This window comes from Streptomyces cyaneofuscatus (assembly GCF_000718135.1).
In the GTDB taxonomy this organism is placed as follows: domain Bacteria; phylum Actinomycetota; class Actinomycetes; order Streptomycetales; family Streptomycetaceae; genus Streptomyces; species Streptomyces cyaneofuscatus.
The window spans coordinates 17,202-31,272 of sequence record NZ_JOEM01000026.1 but is presented as its reverse complement, the minus strand read 5'-3'; the positions used below and the strand labels follow the sequence as shown (position 1 = coordinate 31,272).

The 14,071-nt window shown below is 72.6% G+C and carries 16 protein-coding genes; 9 read left to right on the top strand and 7 right to left on the bottom strand.

What is annotated here, in order from left to right; translation table 11 throughout:
- The first annotated feature begins 31 nt into the window (after positions 1–31).
- Positions 32–424 (top strand): Zn-ribbon domain-containing OB-fold protein, encoded by a 393-nt coding sequence (locus IF17_RS0131740; protein ID WP_030573496.1) that lies wholly within the window; start codon positions 32–34, stop codon positions 422–424.
- Positions 425–430: 6 nt separating this feature from the next.
- On the opposite strand, the gene IF17_RS0131735 is transcribed toward IF17_RS0131740, so the two are convergent.
- Positions 431–844, bottom strand: coding sequence for a hypothetical protein (locus IF17_RS0131735; protein WP_030573493.1), 414 nt, complete (start codon positions 842–844; stop codon positions 431–433).
- Between the two features lie 77 nt (positions 845–921).
- On the opposite strand from IF17_RS0131735, the gene IF17_RS0131730 reads away from it, so the two are divergent.
- Together IF17_RS0131730 and IF17_RS0131725 are read left to right on the top strand one after the other, a co-directional pair.
- Positions 922–1,743 carry a helix-turn-helix domain-containing protein gene (locus IF17_RS0131730; RefSeq protein WP_179115433.1) on the top strand — a complete coding sequence of 274 codons (822 nt, stop codon included), beginning with the start codon at positions 922–924 and terminating at the stop codon, positions 1,741–1,743.
- The gene (locus IF17_RS0131725) at positions 1,740–2,003 is read left to right on the top strand and encodes a DUF397 domain-containing protein (RefSeq protein ID WP_030573489.1); all 264 of its coding nucleotides are present in this window, start codon (positions 1,740–1,742) and stop codon (positions 2,001–2,003) included. The genes IF17_RS0131730 and IF17_RS0131725 overlap by 4 nt, the downstream gene beginning before the upstream one ends.
- On the opposite strand, the gene pspAB is transcribed toward IF17_RS0131725, so the two are convergent.
- The 3 genes from pspAB to IF17_RS0131710 all read right to left on the bottom strand — a co-directional run bounded on the left by pspAB (position 2,004) and on the right by IF17_RS0131710 (position 4,378).
- Complete coding sequence (gene pspAB, locus IF17_RS0131720) at positions 2,004–2,615, bottom strand: PspA-associated protein PspAB (RefSeq protein WP_030573486.1); 612 nt, start codon at positions 2,613–2,615, stop codon at positions 2,004–2,006.
- A 22-nt stretch (positions 2,616–2,637) separates the two neighbouring features.
- Positions 2,638–3,546, bottom strand: coding sequence for a zinc metalloprotease HtpX (gene htpX, locus IF17_RS0131715; protein WP_018510731.1), 909 nt, complete (start codon positions 3,544–3,546; stop codon positions 2,638–2,640).
- 91 nt (positions 3,547–3,637) lie between these two features.
- Positions 3,638–4,378: a pyridoxine/pyridoxamine 5'-phosphate oxidase gene (locus tag IF17_RS0131710; protein WP_030573484.1), complete on the bottom strand. Its 741-nt coding sequence runs from the start codon at positions 4,376–4,378 to the stop codon at positions 3,638–3,640.
- Between the two features lie 79 nt (positions 4,379–4,457).
- Between IF17_RS0131710 and IF17_RS0131705 the strand changes: the two genes are divergently transcribed.
- Positions 4,458–4,715 carry a type II toxin-antitoxin system Phd/YefM family antitoxin gene (locus IF17_RS0131705; protein ID WP_030573481.1) on the top strand — a complete coding sequence of 86 codons (258 nt, stop codon included), beginning with the start codon at positions 4,458–4,460 and terminating at the stop codon, positions 4,713–4,715.
- 8 nt (positions 4,716–4,723) lie between these two features.
- Here the strand turns inward: IF17_RS0131705 and IF17_RS0131700 are convergent, their stop codons facing one another.
- Positions 4,724–5,911 carry a thiolase C-terminal domain-containing protein gene (locus tag IF17_RS0131700; protein WP_030573478.1) on the bottom strand — a complete coding sequence of 396 codons (1,188 nt, stop codon included), beginning with the start codon at positions 5,909–5,911 and terminating at the stop codon, positions 4,724–4,726.
- Between the two features lie 164 nt (positions 5,912–6,075).
- Here IF17_RS0131700 and IF17_RS0131695 point away from each other — a divergent pair, with 164 nt between their 5' ends.
- On the top strand, positions 6,076–7,284 hold the full coding sequence (locus IF17_RS0131695) for an acyl-CoA dehydrogenase family protein (protein ID WP_030573475.1): 1,209 nt from the start codon (positions 6,076–6,078) through the stop codon (positions 7,282–7,284).
- Positions 7,281–7,772, top strand: coding sequence for a nitroreductase/quinone reductase family protein (locus IF17_RS0131690; protein WP_030573473.1), 492 nt, complete (start codon positions 7,281–7,283; stop codon positions 7,770–7,772). The genes IF17_RS0131695 and IF17_RS0131690 overlap by 4 nt, the downstream gene beginning before the upstream one ends.
- A 169-nt stretch (positions 7,773–7,941) precedes the next feature.
- Here IF17_RS0131690 and IF17_RS0131685 read toward each other — a convergent pair whose 3' ends face one another.
- Positions 7,942–8,589 carry a TetR family transcriptional regulator gene (locus IF17_RS0131685; protein ID WP_032772904.1) on the bottom strand — a complete coding sequence of 216 codons (648 nt, stop codon included), beginning with the start codon at positions 8,587–8,589 and terminating at the stop codon, positions 7,942–7,944.
- 440 nt (positions 8,590–9,029) lie between these two features.
- On the opposite strand from IF17_RS0131685, the gene IF17_RS0131680 reads away from it, so the two are divergent.
- A complete protein-coding gene (locus IF17_RS0131680) occupies positions 9,030–9,839 on the top strand; it encodes a VOC family protein (protein WP_030573467.1) in 810 nt (269 codons plus the stop codon).
- 273 nt (positions 9,840–10,112) lie between these two features.
- A complete protein-coding gene (gene afsK / locus IF17_RS0131675; RefSeq protein WP_030573465.1) occupies positions 10,113–12,533 on the top strand; it encodes a protein serine/threonine kinase AfsK in 2,421 nt (806 codons plus the stop codon).
- An 85-nt stretch (positions 12,534–12,618) separates the two neighbouring features.
- Here the strand turns inward: afsK and IF17_RS0131670 are convergent, their stop codons facing one another.
- Positions 12,619–13,302 carry a hypothetical protein gene (locus IF17_RS0131670; RefSeq protein ID WP_030573462.1) on the bottom strand — a complete coding sequence of 228 codons (684 nt, stop codon included), beginning with the start codon at positions 13,300–13,302 and terminating at the stop codon, positions 12,619–12,621.
- Positions 13,303–13,536: 234 nt separating this feature from the next.
- Between IF17_RS0131670 and IF17_RS0131665 the strand changes: the two genes are divergently transcribed.
- A complete protein-coding gene (locus IF17_RS0131665) occupies positions 13,537–14,067 on the top strand; it encodes a hypothetical protein (protein WP_030573459.1) in 531 nt (176 codons plus the stop codon).
- Positions 14,068–14,071 lie beyond the last annotated feature (4 nt).

Below are 14,071 nucleotides of genomic sequence, written 5' to 3'. Positions count from 1 at the left end.
CCCGGACCGGGCGGTACCCCCGGGCCCGGCGGTGCCCCCGCGCTTCGACCTGCCCGAGCCGGACGCCTTCACCCGGCCGTACTGGGAGGCGGCGGGGGAGGGGCGGCTGCTGATCCGGCGGTGCGGTGGGTGCGGGCGGGCGCATCACTACCCGCGCGAGTTCTGCCCGTACTGCTGGAGCGAGGACGTGGAGTGGGAGCGCGCGAGCGGTCGGGCGACGCTCTACACGTGGTCGGTCGTCCACCGTAACGACCTGCCGCCCTTCGGGGGCCGCGTCCCGTACGTCGCGGCCGTCGTCGACCTCGCCGAGGGGCCGCGGATGATGACGGAGGTCGTGGAGTGCGCGCACGGCGACCTCCGCATCGGTATGGGGCTGACGGTCACGTTCCGGGAGGCGGTACCGGTCTTCCGGCCCGGCCGCTGAACCTGCTCACTCCTCGTGGGCCGCCGGAGCCAGCTGGGCCATCACCAGCCCGTGCAGCAGCTCCGGATCCACGAACTCGTCCTCCTCCGGCGCCCCGCACCGCCAGCTCAGCGGGTACGTGTTGCCGTCCGGGGCCGGGATGCCCACCCACTCGTCCCGCGTGGCCGGCCCGAAGCACTTCACGCCCGGCGGCCAGTCGTACCCGTCACTCGCGCCCGGCGGAATCAGGAAGTACGTCCACCGCGCCCCGGCCATCTCCCGCACCACGGGCCCCGGCTCGCCCTCGGTCAGGGTGGCGAGGTGCTGGAGGACGGCCTCGCCGCGGATGCCCCGGAGCCGGATGGCGTCGAAGTGAATCCCGGTGAGGTGGAGTTGGTGCCCGGCGGCCGGTACCCATTCGGGGTGCTTCTTGCTCGTCATGGCTACGAGCATTCCCCCGACTGCGTAGCGTGACCAGCAGGACACGGTCCACATCGATGCGATGTGAGGAGGGCGGGATGGCTGTGGGGACGAGTAGTGAGCCGACGCACGGACTGCGGCTGGTGGGCGATCTGATCCGTATCCACCGGGTGCGGGCCGGACACACGCAGAAGACGGCGGCGGACGTGCTGCTGATCTCGGAATCCCTGATGGGCGCGGTCGAACGGGCGGAACGCATTCCCTCGCGCGACCTGCTGATGGACGCCGAGCGGCTGTTCGTGGCGAACGGGGCGCTGGAGGCGTGCTGCGAGCTGGTGGACGAGGAGAAGTACCCGCCGAAGTTCCTGGACTGGGCGCGGCTGGAACGGCTCGCGCGGGTCATCAGCGCGTACGAGACGATGCTGATCCCGGGCCTGCTCCAGACGGAGGCGTACGCGTACGCGCTGTACCGCTCGCGCGTACCGGCGTACTCGGAGGAGGAGATCGTCCGGCACGTCGAAGCGCGACTGGAACGGCAGGCGGTGCTGACCCGGAAGTCGCCGCCGCGCATCGGGTACGTCATCGAGGAGTCGGTCCTGGACCGGACGCTGGGCGGACCGGAGGTGCTGAAGGAGCAGTTGCTGCACGTGCTGGACTGCATCGAGCGGTTCAACCACCTGACGGTTCAGGTGATGCCGTCGGACCAGCACACGCACGCGGGGTTGAACGGTCCCATGCAGCTGATGTCCACGGCGGAAGGCCGCAATCTGCTCTTCGCGGAGGCGCAGGGCGGCGGTAGGTTGATCTCGAAGCCGGAGGTAGTGAGCGACCAGCTGGACCTCTTCGGCATCCTGCGGGCCCAGGCACTCAACCCCTGGAAGTCGGCGGAGGTCATCGAGATGAAGGTGAGACAACTGTGAGCCACGGACCCGGACTGACCTGGTTCAAGTCGAGCTACAGCAACAACGAGGGCGAAGCCTGCATCGAGGTCGCCTACGACTGGCGCAAGTCCAGCTACAGCGGCGACTTCCAGGACGCCTGCGTAGAGGTCGCCACCTGCCCCCACACCGTCCACATCCGCGACTCCAAGGTCACCGACGGCCCCACCTTCGCCGTCGCCCCGGCCGCCTGGACCGCGTTCCTGGACCACGCCACGGTCACCACCACCGTCAACGGCTGATCACAGCCCCGGCGCCCCCCACACCGGGAACCACCGGGACAGGTCCTTCTCCACCCGGAGGTCGTCGCCGAGGGCGCCCCGTACCTGGAGCTCCAGCTGGTTGTCCCGCTTCTCGGCGTCGCCGGGCAGCGGGGCGAACGGGTAGAACGTGCCGCGCTTGTAGAGGTAGACCAGCGCCAGCGACCGGCCGTCGGTGTCCTCGGAGCCGTCGGCGCCCTTCGCGTCCCGGAAGCCGATCAGTGAGCACAGCAGGTGCGGGCCGAAGCCGCCGTCCTGGAGCAGGGTGTTCACCGCGTGCAGGTCGTTGACCAGGCCCGCCGTGTCGTCGGCCGGGTGGCTGGCGAGCAGCCACGTGTAGCCGTACGCGTCCCGGCTGAACTCCACCGGGATGCCGCCGCGCTCCGTGTCGGCGTCCAGCAGCTCCCGTACGTCCTCCTGGAGGCGGGCGAAACCGCCGCCCTCCACGCCCGCGAAGCAGACCGAGCCCAGGCCCGTCGGCGTGAAGCCGGTGGCGGCCTGGAGGGTGAGGGCGGCCGAGGGGACGGCGAAGAGCTGGTCGAGGTCGGGGCGGACGGGTTTGCTGCGGCCGAGGATGGCGTCGAGCAGGCCCACGGGCGTGACTCCTTGGAGACTCTTATCGGGACAGGTCGGTGGAGATGCGGGACAGCTGGTCGAGGCGCTGTTCCAGCGTCGGGTGCGAGGAGAACAGCCGGCCCAGGGACTCCTTCGCGGAGAACGCGGGCATGAAGTAGAACGCGTTGTACGGCTCCGCCTTTCGAAGGTCCTCGGTCGGGATGCGGGCCATCTGTCCGCTGACCTTCGTCAGGGCCGACGCGAGGGCGGAGGGCCGGCCGGTGAGGAGCGCGGCGGCGCGGTCGGCGGAGAGCTCGCGGTAGCGGGAGAGCAGCCGGGTGAGCAGGAAGCTGATCGCGTACACGACGGCGCTGATCAGCGGGATGAGCAGGAGCAGGATGCCGGCCGGGTCGTTGCCGGGGCGGCTGCGCGCGAAGCCGCCCCAGAGCGCGATGCGGGTGATGATGCCGGCCAGGACACCCAGGAACGAGGCGATCGTCATGACGGCCACGTCCCGGTGCGCGACGTGCGACATCTCATGCGCGAGGACGCCCTCCAGCTCCTCCGGCTCCAGGCGGCGCAGGAGGCCCGTCGTAGCGCAGACCAGGGCGGTCTTCTCGCTGCGGCCGGTGGCGAACGCGTTCGGTACGTCACTCTCGGCGATGGCCACCTTGGGCTTCGGCATGTCCGCCAGCGCGCAGATGCGGTCGATGGTGCCGTGCAGCTCGGGGGCCTGTTCGGGGGTGACCTCGCGGGCGCCCATGCCGTACGCCGCGATGCGGTCGCTGAACCAGAACTGGGCGATGAACAGGCCGCCCGTGATGATCAGGATGATCGGCCAGGAACCGCGCAGGGCCGCGAGGAGCACGCCCACGAAGACGACGTAGAGCAGACCGATCAGGAACATGGTGGTGACCATGCGGCCGGTCAGGCCCCGGTCGGGGGCGTAGCGGGAACGGGCTCGTGGCATCGGTACCTCCAGCGACTCGCCTTCCTCCCATAGTGCCCTCTTCTTGTTGAAACCGGGTTAAGGGGGCAGGTGGGGCGGCGGCGGGGCCGCCTCAGGGCCAGAGCAGCTCGCGGGTCCAGCCGCCGGTCTCCGGGCCGGTCTGCGAGCCGCTTGCCGCGTCGGGTGCTGGGCCGGCCTCCGTGGCGGCCTCCATGCGGCGGTAGCGGAGCCGGATGTGGCGGCGGCGGGCGTCGCCCTGGAAGAACTCCATCTCGGCCGGCTCGACCACGTACCGGGTCCAGGTCGGAGCCTCGGTGTCCGGTTCCGCCTGGGCCCGCTCCCAGGCCGCGTCCGCCGCCCGGTGCAGGGCCGCCACGGATTCCACAACCCCGCTCTGTGTGCCGGTCAGGGCGGCGGCGAGGGCTCCGGTGGACCGGGCGTGCAGGTCGGCGTGGCTCTCGGCCGGGGTGCAGCGGGTGACGGGGCCCCGCACCCGTACCTGCCGCCCCAGGCTCGGCCAGTAGAAGCCGAGCGCGGCGTACGGGCGGGCGGCGAGCTGGTGGCCCTTGGCGCTGGTGGCGTGCGAGGCGAAGTGGAAGCCGCGCTCGTCCGCGCCGTGGAGGAGCAGGGTGCGTACGTCGGGAAGGCCGTCGGCGTCCGCCGTGGCCAGCGTCATCGCATGCGGCTCGGGCTGCCCGGCGGCCACGGCGTCGGCGAACCACGCGTGGAAGAGGGGGACGGGCGCGGGCGGGGCGGTGGTCGGGTCGAAGTCCGGCAGCTCGGTGTCCCAGACGCGCTGGGCGTGCAGGAGGGCGGAGAAGGGGCGCGGGGCGGGTGCGGCGGCTTCGCTCATGGGGCCATTCCACCTGCTCGCGGCTGCAGGGGGCCAGCTGGGCAACCGTAGCCGCGTACTACGCGGCTACGTTGAGTGCGTGAAGAGCATCACGGAGTACGAATTGCGCAACAGGTCTGCCGAAGTCATGGACGCGGTGGCAGGTGGCGAGTCCTTCCGGATCTCCCGCAACGGCGTTGAGGTCGCGGAGCTGCGCCCCCTCCGTCGTCGGAGGCAGCTGAGCGCCGAGGAGCTGGTGACCCGGCACAGGCGGCTGCCCCGGGTGGACGGAGCCCTGCTGCGCCGTGAGGCGGATGGGTTCTTCGGGACGGAGGACCGAGTGGGCCCCGACTCGTGAGGCTCCCCTCACCCCCGGCCCAGCACCACCGTCCCCGACGAGCAGAACCAGCCGCCCGTCCCCGACGCCACCGCCAGCTCCGGGAGGCGCCCCCCGGCCTTGTGGACCTGGCGGGCGCCGGCCTCGCCGCGTAGCTGGCGTACCGCCTCCACCAGCAGGAACAGGCCGCGCATCCCGGGGTGGCAGGCGGAGAGGCCGCCGCCGTCCGTGTTCACCGGGAGCTCGCCGCGCAGGCCCGTACGGCCCTTCTCCACGAACGCGCCGCCCTCCCCCTTCGCGCAGAACCCCAGGTCCTCCAGCGTCACCAGCGTCATGTACGTGAACGCGTCGTAGATCTCCGCCAGGTCGATATCCGAGGGGCGCACCCCGGCCCGTTCGAAGGCCAGGCGGCCCGAGACGGCGGCGGGGGAGACCGTGAAGTCCTCCCACTCCGACATGGAGGAGTGGGACGCTGACTCACCTGTGCCCAGGATCCATACCGGTGCTTTCGCCGTGTCCGGTACGTACTCCTCGGCCGCCAGCAGCACCGCGCACCCCCCGTCGCTGCGGATGCAGCAGTGCAGCTTGGTGAACGGGTCCGCGATCATCGGGCCGGAGAGGACCTCGTCGACCGTGATCGGGTCCCGGAACATCGCGTCCGGGTTCGCCGCCGCGTTCGCCCGGGCCGTCACCGCCACCTCGGCGAGCTGCTCCAGCGTCGTGCCGTACGTGTGCATGTGGCGGCGGGCGGCCATCGCGTACTTGGCGATCAGCGTGTGCCCGTACGGCACCTCGAACTGCAACGGCCCCCGCGCCCCGAACGACAGGTTCGACGTGCGGCGGCCCGCCTTGATGTCGGCCCGGGCCGTGGAGCCGTAGACCAGGAGCACCGCCCGCGCCCGGCCCGCCGCGATCGCGTCCGCCGCGTGGGCCGCCATCACCTCCCAGGTGGCGCCGCCCACCGCCGTGGAGTCGACCCAGGTGGGCCGCAGCCCCAGGTACTCCGCGACCTCCACCGGCGCCAGCGTCCCGAGCCCGGCGGAGGCGAAGCCGTCGACCACCGAGCGGTCCAGGCCGGAGTCGGCCAGCGCACGCCGGGCCGCCTGGGCGTGCAGGGCGTACGGGGTGGCGTCGTCGACGCGTCCGCAGTCCGCGAGGGATATGCCGACGACGGCGACCTTGCGGGGGAGGCGGGGAGAGGGGGAGGAGGCAGGCATGAATCTGACGGTACATCAGATATGCGGGTGCGCAACGGGGTGGTGCGCGTGGCTTCCGTACCCCGGTGCGTGTGCGGGACTCTGGGAATCGGCGGGCTCTGTACGTAATATGACGGGCCGTCAGATCGGGAGCCGCTCCGGTTCCTGAGGGGAGGAGCCCGACGATGGACGCCGCCTTCACCGCGGAACAGGACGAGATCCGCCGCACCCTGCGCGACCTGCTCGCCAAGCACAGCGGACCCGGCGAGGTCCGCGCCGCCGTACGCACCGCCGAGGGCCACGACCGGGCCCTGTGGCGCCGGCTCGCCCAGGAGCTCGGGCTGCCGGGGCTCGCGCTGCCCGACGAGTACGGCGGGGCCGGCTGCACCGCCACCGAGCTCGCCCTCGCCTGTGAGGAGACCGGTCGTGCGCTGCTGCCCTCCCCGCTGCTCGCCACCGCCGTACTCGCCGCGCCCCTGATCGCCGCCCTCGGCACCCCGGCACAGCGCGCCGACCTGCTGCCCCGGATCGCCGACGGGGTCCTCACCGCCGCCCTCGCGGTCCCCGGCGGGTCGATGGCCGCCGCCCTCGGCCTCACCGCCGACAACCGCACCGGAGGCTGGGCGGGCGGCGGGCGGGCCGGGGGCGTCCAGGCCCGGCAGGACACCGGCGATGGTGGCTGGCGGCTCTACGGGGAGGCCGACCGGGTGCTCGACGGGCACAGCGCTGGGCTCCTCCTGGTAGCCGCCCACGCCGGCGGCTATCCGCGGAGCCGGACGCTCCTCTTCCTCGCCCCCGCCGAGGCCGACGGGCTCACCCGTACCCGCCTGACCTCCATGGACGAGACCCGGCCCCTCGCCCGCGTCGAGCTGCGCGACACCCCTGCCGAACTCCTCGGGGCGGACGATGCCCCGGACGTCTGCGGCGCGCTCGCCGCCACCGGGCGCACCGCCGCCGCCCATCTCGCCGCCGAGGCGGTCGGGGCGGCGGCGGGCGCGCTGGAGCGGACCGTGGCGTACGTGAAGGAGCGCGAGCAGTTCGGCCGGGCCATCGGGTCGTTCCAGGCCGTCAAACACCGCCTCGCCGACCTGTACGTACGGGTGGAGGCGGCACGCTCCGCCGCGTACCACGCCGCCTGGGACCCGGCGGCCGGGCCGCTCGCGCTGGCCCAGGCGCTGGAGGCGGCCCGGACCGTGGCCGGTGAGGCCGTACAGCTGCACGGCGGTATCGGCTTCACCTGGGAGCACGAGGCGCATCTGTACGTGAAGCGGGCGGCGGGCGACGAGCTGCTCTTCGGGCCCGTACACCGGCTGCGTGACCACGCGGCGGGGCAGGCCGGGCTGTTCGGGGACGTCACGCCGGGCGGCCTGGTGCACGGGGTGGCCGTCCGATGACCGGTGCCGGTGACCGGGCCGCCCGGCTGATCCAGAAGGTCTCCTCGACCCGCGCCTTCGCCCGGATCGCCCCGCACGTCGTCCCCGTCCTGGACCGCACCGTCCACCGACTCACCCGGGGCAAGGTGCTGCCCAGCGCCCGGATGCTGCCGGGGCTCGTCCTGACGGTGCCGGGGGCGCGCAGCGGGCGGCTCCGGGTGACCCCGCTGGCCTGCATGCCGGAGGGGGAGTCCGAGAGCACCTGGATCCTGGTCGGCAGCAACTTCGGCCGGACGGGGCATCCGGCCTGGACCGCGAATCTGCTGGCCCGCCCGGAGGAGGCCGTCATCAGCTGGCGGGGCCGGTCCATCCCGGTGCGGGCGCGGCTGCTGGAGGGGGCGGAGCGGGAGGAGGTGTGGCGGGTGGCGCTGACGTTCTGGCCGCCGTACGCGGCGTACCAGGCGCGGGTGGAGCGGCAGGTCCGGCTGTTCCGGCTGGAGCGGCGGTAGTTCGCCGTTCACCGTCCGCCGGGTCCGTGCCGCCGCAGGTGTCCGGCGGGTTCGTGCCGCCGCGGGTGTCCGGGAACACCGACGGCGGACCACCCGGCAGAGTGCGTGGTGGTCCGCCGTCGGTGAGACAGGACGTGCCGGTAGGGCGTATGACGTATGAGGCCGTCGGCTACTTGGTGGGTTTCTTGCCGGTGATGCCCAGGTGCACCAACAGCGCCAGGTTCGGGCGCAGTTCGGCCTGCTTCACACCCCAGGTGGTGAACCCCTTCTGGTGCGAAGCGACCGCCGCCAGCATCGCGACCAGGGAGCCCGCCATCGCGGCGGGGCTGATGTCCTTGTCGACCTTGCCCTTGGCCTGGAGCTCCTTCACCGAATCGGTGAGGGAGTTGGTGACCGAGTTCAGGATCTTCATGCGGATCTTGTAGAACCGCTTGTCCCCTTCGGCCGCGCCGAGGTCGATCACACGGAGGATCGCGTCGTTGCGGCGCCAGAAGTCGAGGAACCCCTCGACGAGTTCCTCGGCCGTCTGCCAGCCGGCCTTGCCGACCCACGGGCGCCCGGCGACCAGTTCGGTCAGTCCGGCGCCCTCCTTGGCGACCTCCTCGGCGATTTCGAGGACGGCGCCCTCCACATCGGGGAAGTACTGGTAGAAAGTCGCGGGTGAAGTCCCGGCCTTCCGGGCGACGTCGATGACTTTGACGTCCCGGTACGGCGAGGAGCTGAGCATCTCGCTGAGGCAGTCGAGCAGCTTCTGCCGCGTCGCCTGACCGCGTCGACCGGCCACGCGGCCGTCGACGGTACGTACTTGTCCTGTCATGCCGTCAGCTTACCGAGGGCCGATGGGAGCGCGATTCGGCCGACTGCAAATGGGGAACGCCGCAGGAACGACGGGGTGCGGGGGGTCGGGGACGATCATTTTCGGCCGATGCGGCGGCGGTGCGTACGAGGTCGCGTACGAGATTGCGTACGAGGCCTGTCCCGGGGCCGGATTCCGGCCGCGAAGCCCGCCCCCGCTCCCGGTCGCCGCTCCCGGTCGCCGCTCCCCGGCACCCTCCCCCGGCAATAGTGTTATCAACAGCCTGTGGACAACTTCGGTGGACAACTTTCGTCCACATGGTGACCACGCCTTCATTATCCGATCAAATGTTCCCTATGGGGTCGTTCGGCGTCCGCCGGGGCGCGCCGGACCGGGCGCGACGTTACGTTGACTGTGACGGGCGTCACCGCGACGGAACCGCGACGGAAGGACCAGGCCCCATGGCCGCATTCGCGCATTCGGCGCCGTGCTGGGTGGACGTGCAGCTCTCCGACCTCGAAGCGGGCAAGCGCTTCTACGGCGGACTCTTCGGCTGGACCTTCCGCGCGGGCGACGGCATGCCCTTCGCGGACGCCCTGAGCGGCGGCCGGCTCGTCGCCGCGCTCGCCGCCAAGAAGGACGGGCGGATGCCGACGGCCTGGGGCGTCTACTTCGCCACCGACGACATCCGGGCCACCGTCGCCGCGATCCGCGAACACGGCGGCCAGATCATCACCGACCCCGTACGGGCCGGGCAGGCCGGGATCGTGGCGCAGGCGGCCGACCCCGGGGGCGCCGTCTTCGGCCTCTGGCAGCCGGAGGAGCGGGAAGGGTTCGAGAAGCAGAACGAGCCCGGCTCCTTCTGCTGGACCGAGGTCCACACCCGGCAGCCGGAGAAGGTGGACCCCTTCTACGAGAAGGTCTTCGGCTTCCGGGGCACCGACCTGGACGAGGCGGGCAACGACGTCTCCGGCGATGCCGAGGCGCTGGTCGACTTCCGGATGTGGTCGCCCGAGGGCGCGGAACCCGGCCCGGACACCGCCGTCGGCGGCCGCAGCGTCATCACGGACGCGTTCCCCGCCGAGCTGCCCAGCTACTTCCTCACCTACTTCACCGTCGCCGACTGCGACGCGGCGGCCGAACTCGCCGTCCAGCTCGGCGGCCGCGTCTCCGCGCCGCCCTTCGACATCCCGTACGGACGGATGGCGGTCCTCCACGACGACCAGGGCGCCCTCTTCGCCGTGCTCCAGCCGAGCGAGCTGCGTCCCTGACCCGGCCGCGGCCCTTGCCGCGTACCGGCGTGCACCCGGCGCGTACCCGGCGCGTACCGGTGTGGGCGAGAATCGGCCGAAGTGACATGAGACACCCACTTCCGCCCCCGGGTTCGCAACCGGCGCCCGAGCCAGGAAGAATCAGGGTGCGCACCGCCAGGTGGTGCCCAGCGGTGAGACGCTGCGCAGGCCGGAAATCGCACCGGGCGGTAACGGGCGGGACATTCGCGGGCTTCGTTCCTGAGGTCCGTACGGGGAGGTGGCAGGCACGTGATGGAGCAGCTGACGCAGCACGACCCGAGACGGATCGGCCCGTTCGAGGTGCTGGGACGGCTCGGGGCCGGCGGCATGGGGCTGGTCTATCTCGCCCGGTCGGCGTCGGGCCGGCGGGTGGCGATCAAGACGGTGCGGACCGAACTCGCCGAGGACCAGCTCTTCCGGGTCCGCTTCACGCGCGAGGTCGAGGCCGCCCGCGCGGTCAGCGGCTTCTACACCGCCGCCGTGGTCGACGCCGACCCCCGCGCCGCCGTGCCGTGGCTGGCCACCGCCTATGTGCCCGCGCCCTCGCTCGAAGAGATCGTCAACGAGTGCGGCCCGATGCCGACGCAGGCCGTACGGTGGCTGGCCGCCGGGATCGCCGAGGCCCTCCAGTCCATCCACGGGGCCGGGCTCGTCCACCGCGACCTGAAGCCCTCCAACGTGCTCGTCGTCGAGGACGGCCCGCGCGTCATCGACTTCGGCATCGCATCCGGCGTCTCCAACACCCGCCTGACCATGACCAACGTGGCCGTCGGCACGCCCGCGTACATGTCGCCCGAGCAGGCCCGGGACTCCCGGAGCGTCACCGGGGCCAGCGACATCTTCTCGCTGGGCTCCACCCTCGTCTTCGCCGCCACCGGCCACGCCCCCTACCACGGGGCCAACCCGGTCGAGACGGTGTTCATGCTGCTGCGGGAGGGGCCCGACCTGGAGGGGCTGCCGGACGACCTGCGGCCGCTGATCGAGTCCTGCATGCAGATGGACGCCACAAAGCGGCCCAGCCCCGCCGACCTCCAGGCCCAGCTCGCCCCGCACCTGTTCGCCTCCGGCAGCGACGACAGCGGTACGGCGTCGGCCTGGCTGCCGACATCGGCCACCGCCATGATCGAGCGGCGCCGGGGAGGCGGCCGCACCGCCCCGCCCGCGCCTTCCGCGCCCCCGCCGCGCCCTCCGCAGCCCCCACGCGCCCCGGAGCGCGCGCCGGACCCCGTTCCCGATCGTGGACCCGAGTGGCGCGGCGGGAACGACCTGCGCTCGCCGTCCCCGCTCTCCTCCTCGCCTCCGGCCCCCGACAGCGGGCCCGTCCACCTGCCCGGGGCGAAGGCGCCGATCGGGCCCGGGCCGCGTGCGGGGGAGGTCCGGGGAGCCGCCGCCGCGCATCCGGCCGCCGCGACGGGCTGGGTCCGCCCGCCCGCGGGCCTGAACGGATCGGCCGCCGGGACGTCCACGGCACCCACGGCACCCGTACCGGCCGTACCGGCTCCGGGACCGGCCCCGGACGCCGCACCCGCAGCCCCCGACCGCTGGCGGCCGTGGCGCTTCCGCATGTCCAACGACGTGTGGGGGACGCCGGTCGTCTCCGGTGACCTGCTGTACGTGACGTCCTTCGAGATCCACGCGCTGGACGTCGGCAACGGGCGCCGCCAGTTCAAGACCCGGGACGTGGCGTGGGCGATGGCCGTCGAGGGCGGGCGCATCCACGCCTCGGACGGCCCGTCCCTGTACGCGCTGGACGCGGCGGGCGGCGCCGAGCAGTGGCGGGTCCGGACGGACGCCTGGGTGTACGCGCTCAAGGCCGACCGGGGCACGGTGCTGACCGCGACCCGGGGCGGCGGTGTCCAGGGCTGGGAGGCGTCCAACGGCGACAAGCTGTGGGAGATCACCGGGGCCCAGAGCGACTTCGAGACGGCGGAGGCCGCGCCGGTCATCCACGACGGCACGGTCTACGTCTGGCAGGACGCCCGGCTGCGCGCGCTGGACGCCCGCACGGGGCTGGAGCGCTGGTCGTACCCGATCGGCGACGCGGCCTCCTGCGGCGGGGTCCCCGTCCGGGTGACCCCGGCCCCCGACGGCTACGTCTACATCGCGGCGGGCACCCGGGTGCTGGCCGTGGACACCGTCTCCGGCCGGGTGCGGTGGCACTTCGAGTCCCCGGCGGTCTTCCTGTCCCCGCCCGCGTTCGCGCCGGGCCCGGCGGTGACGGGGGGCGGGGTCTACCTCGCGGACTACCTCGGCACGGTGTACGCGCTCGACGCGACGACCGGCAAGGACCGCTGGCGCATCGCCACGGAGGCCCGCGCATCCCTGGAACCGGTCCTCGTCGCCGTCGGCAACGTCCACGTGGGCAGCGGCAGCGCGCTCTACACCCTGGACGCGGTCACCGGCACCCCGAAGTGGCGCTTCGCGGCGGGCGGCGACGTGGTGGGCGCGCCGGTCGTGGCGGACGGCCGGGTCCACTTCGGCTCGGCCGACCACGTCCTCTACACCCTGGACGCGGCAGGCGGCCAACTCCGCTGGAAGCTGGCCACGGGCGGCGAGATCACGGGCTCACCGGTGGCGCAGGCGGGGGTGGTGTACGCGTGCAGCAAGGACCGCTGCGTGTACGCCTTGGACGCCCTGAAGGGCACAGGGACAGGCAACAGGACCCGCACCTGATCCCGGGTTCCGTCCTCAAACGCCGGACGGGCTTGGTTCCCAGCCCGTCCGGCGTTTGAGGACGGAACCCTCGACGCGGGGACCGTCACCCCTCAGGCGGCCGCTGCGGCGGATGCACCGGATCCCGAGGATCCCCGGCCCGGCCCGGCGGCGGGGCCTGGGGATACGACCGCGTACGGGGGTCATGGGGGTCGGGCCCCGTGTACGGGTCCACCTCCGGCTCCGGCCACGGCGACGTGTGCGTCGACATCCCCGGCTCCTGCGTCGGCGGCCACATGTCCACCTGGTCCGCCGGCGGCGCCCCATACGGCTCCACCGGCTCCCGCTCCCGCTCCCGCCGAGCCCGAGCCACCCCCCGGCCCCGCCCCCGCATAAGCAACGCCCCGATCAGCATCAGCACCCCGCCCGCCAACGCGTTCACCACCCCCACCTGCAACCCCGCCCCGTCCCCACCCACCGTCAGCGACCCCGTCGCCTGCCCCTGGCGGACCATCCACAGGATCGTGAAGCCCAGCACCACCAGCCCCGCGAGCGCGACCGCGAGCCGCGACCGGAGCACCACCCCCGCGATCACCAGCAGCGCCGCGAACAGGAACGGCAGCAGGATCGAGACCAGCACCCCCGACTCCGTGGCGGTGATGCCCTCGAAGAGGTCCCGCACCCGGTAGTCCTGCCCCGCCCGCCCGTCGTACCAGTCGCGGAACGGGCTCAGCACGGCGGAAGCTGCCCCGGCGAGGGCGACGAGTGAGCCGAGGACGTTGCGGATCATCGTCAGCCTCCAACGGCGTACGGCGAACACCCCCCGGTACGGCCGACGCTACGCCCGGACGATCACCCCCGCCACGCGGACGCCGCCGACCGCCGTGAGGATGCCCCGTCCCGCAGACCATGACCGGACCGTGACAGGGCCATGACCTACACGCCGAGGCCATCCGTCATGCTGTGGGACGGCAGCACGAGGAACGACAACACACGAGCAACGACAACAAGGGGGGCTGCATCCATGATGCGGCGACAGATGAAGCTCGCGGCGGTCCTGGTCGTGGTGGTGCTCGCGCTCACCGGATTCTCGACCTCCAGCAGCGGCGGCAAGAGCGGCAAGAGCAAGGGCAGCAGTTCGGGCGGCGGCTGCTCCAACTCCAAGAAGAGCAACAGCGGTTACCGCCACACCGACTACAGCGACGACGACTACGACGACTCCTCGTCCTCCGGCTCGTCCGGCTCCTACTCGACCCCGACGCCCACCGCGTCCGGCGAAGCCCTCGACGTCCGGGTCATCCGCTGTGCCGCCCCGCGCAAGGGCAAGCGCAAGGCGGTCACCTCGTCGCTGCTCGAGGTGCGTTCGAACTACCCGGGCACGCAGGCGTACGAGATCGACGTGCGGTTCGTCGACGCCCGCGGCAACACCGTGGACACGGCCGAGGCGACCACGATCCTCAACGTCGGCGAGGAGGACACCCTCACCGTGCGGATGGACACCCCCGGCAAGGTGTCCCGGGTCAAGCGCTGCGAAGTGACCGCCAAGGCGGTCTGACCGC

Coding starts and splice junctions, on each gene's coding strand:
- IF17_RS0131735 (WP_030573493.1), bottom strand. CDS start 844: ATGACGAGCAAGAAGCACCCCGAATGGGTACCGGCCGCCGGGCACCAA.
- IF17_RS0131730 (WP_179115433.1), top strand. CDS start 922: ATGGCTGTGGGGACGAGTAGTGAGCCGACGCACGGACTGCGGCTGGTG.
- htpX (WP_018510731.1), bottom strand. CDS start 3,546: ATGCCACGAGCCCGTTCCCGCTACGCCCCCGACCGGGGCCTGACCGGC.
- IF17_RS0131710 (WP_030573484.1), bottom strand. CDS start 4,378: ATGAGCGAAGCCGCCGCACCCGCCCCGCGCCCCTTCTCCGCCCTCCTG.
- IF17_RS0131700 (WP_030573478.1), bottom strand. CDS start 5,911: ATGCCTGCCTCCTCCCCCTCTCCCCGCCTCCCCCGCAAGGTCGCCGTC.
- IF17_RS0131695 (WP_030573475.1), top strand. CDS start 6,076: ATGGACGCCGCCTTCACCGCGGAACAGGACGAGATCCGCCGCACCCTG.
- IF17_RS0131690 (WP_030573473.1), top strand. CDS start 7,281: ATGACCGGTGCCGGTGACCGGGCCGCCCGGCTGATCCAGAAGGTCTCC.
- IF17_RS0131685 (WP_032772904.1), bottom strand. CDS start 8,589: ATGACAGGACAAGTACGTACCGTCGACGGCCGCGTGGCCGGTCGACGC.
- IF17_RS0131680 (WP_030573467.1), top strand. CDS start 9,030: ATGGCCGCATTCGCGCATTCGGCGCCGTGCTGGGTGGACGTGCAGCTC.
- afsK (WP_030573465.1), top strand. CDS start 10,113: ATGGAGCAGCTGACGCAGCACGACCCGAGACGGATCGGCCCGTTCGAG.
- IF17_RS0131670 (WP_030573462.1), bottom strand. CDS start 13,302: ATGATCCGCAACGTCCTCGGCTCACTCGTCGCCCTCGCCGGGGCAGCT.
- IF17_RS0131665 (WP_030573459.1), top strand. CDS start 13,537: ATGATGCGGCGACAGATGAAGCTCGCGGCGGTCCTGGTCGTGGTGGTG.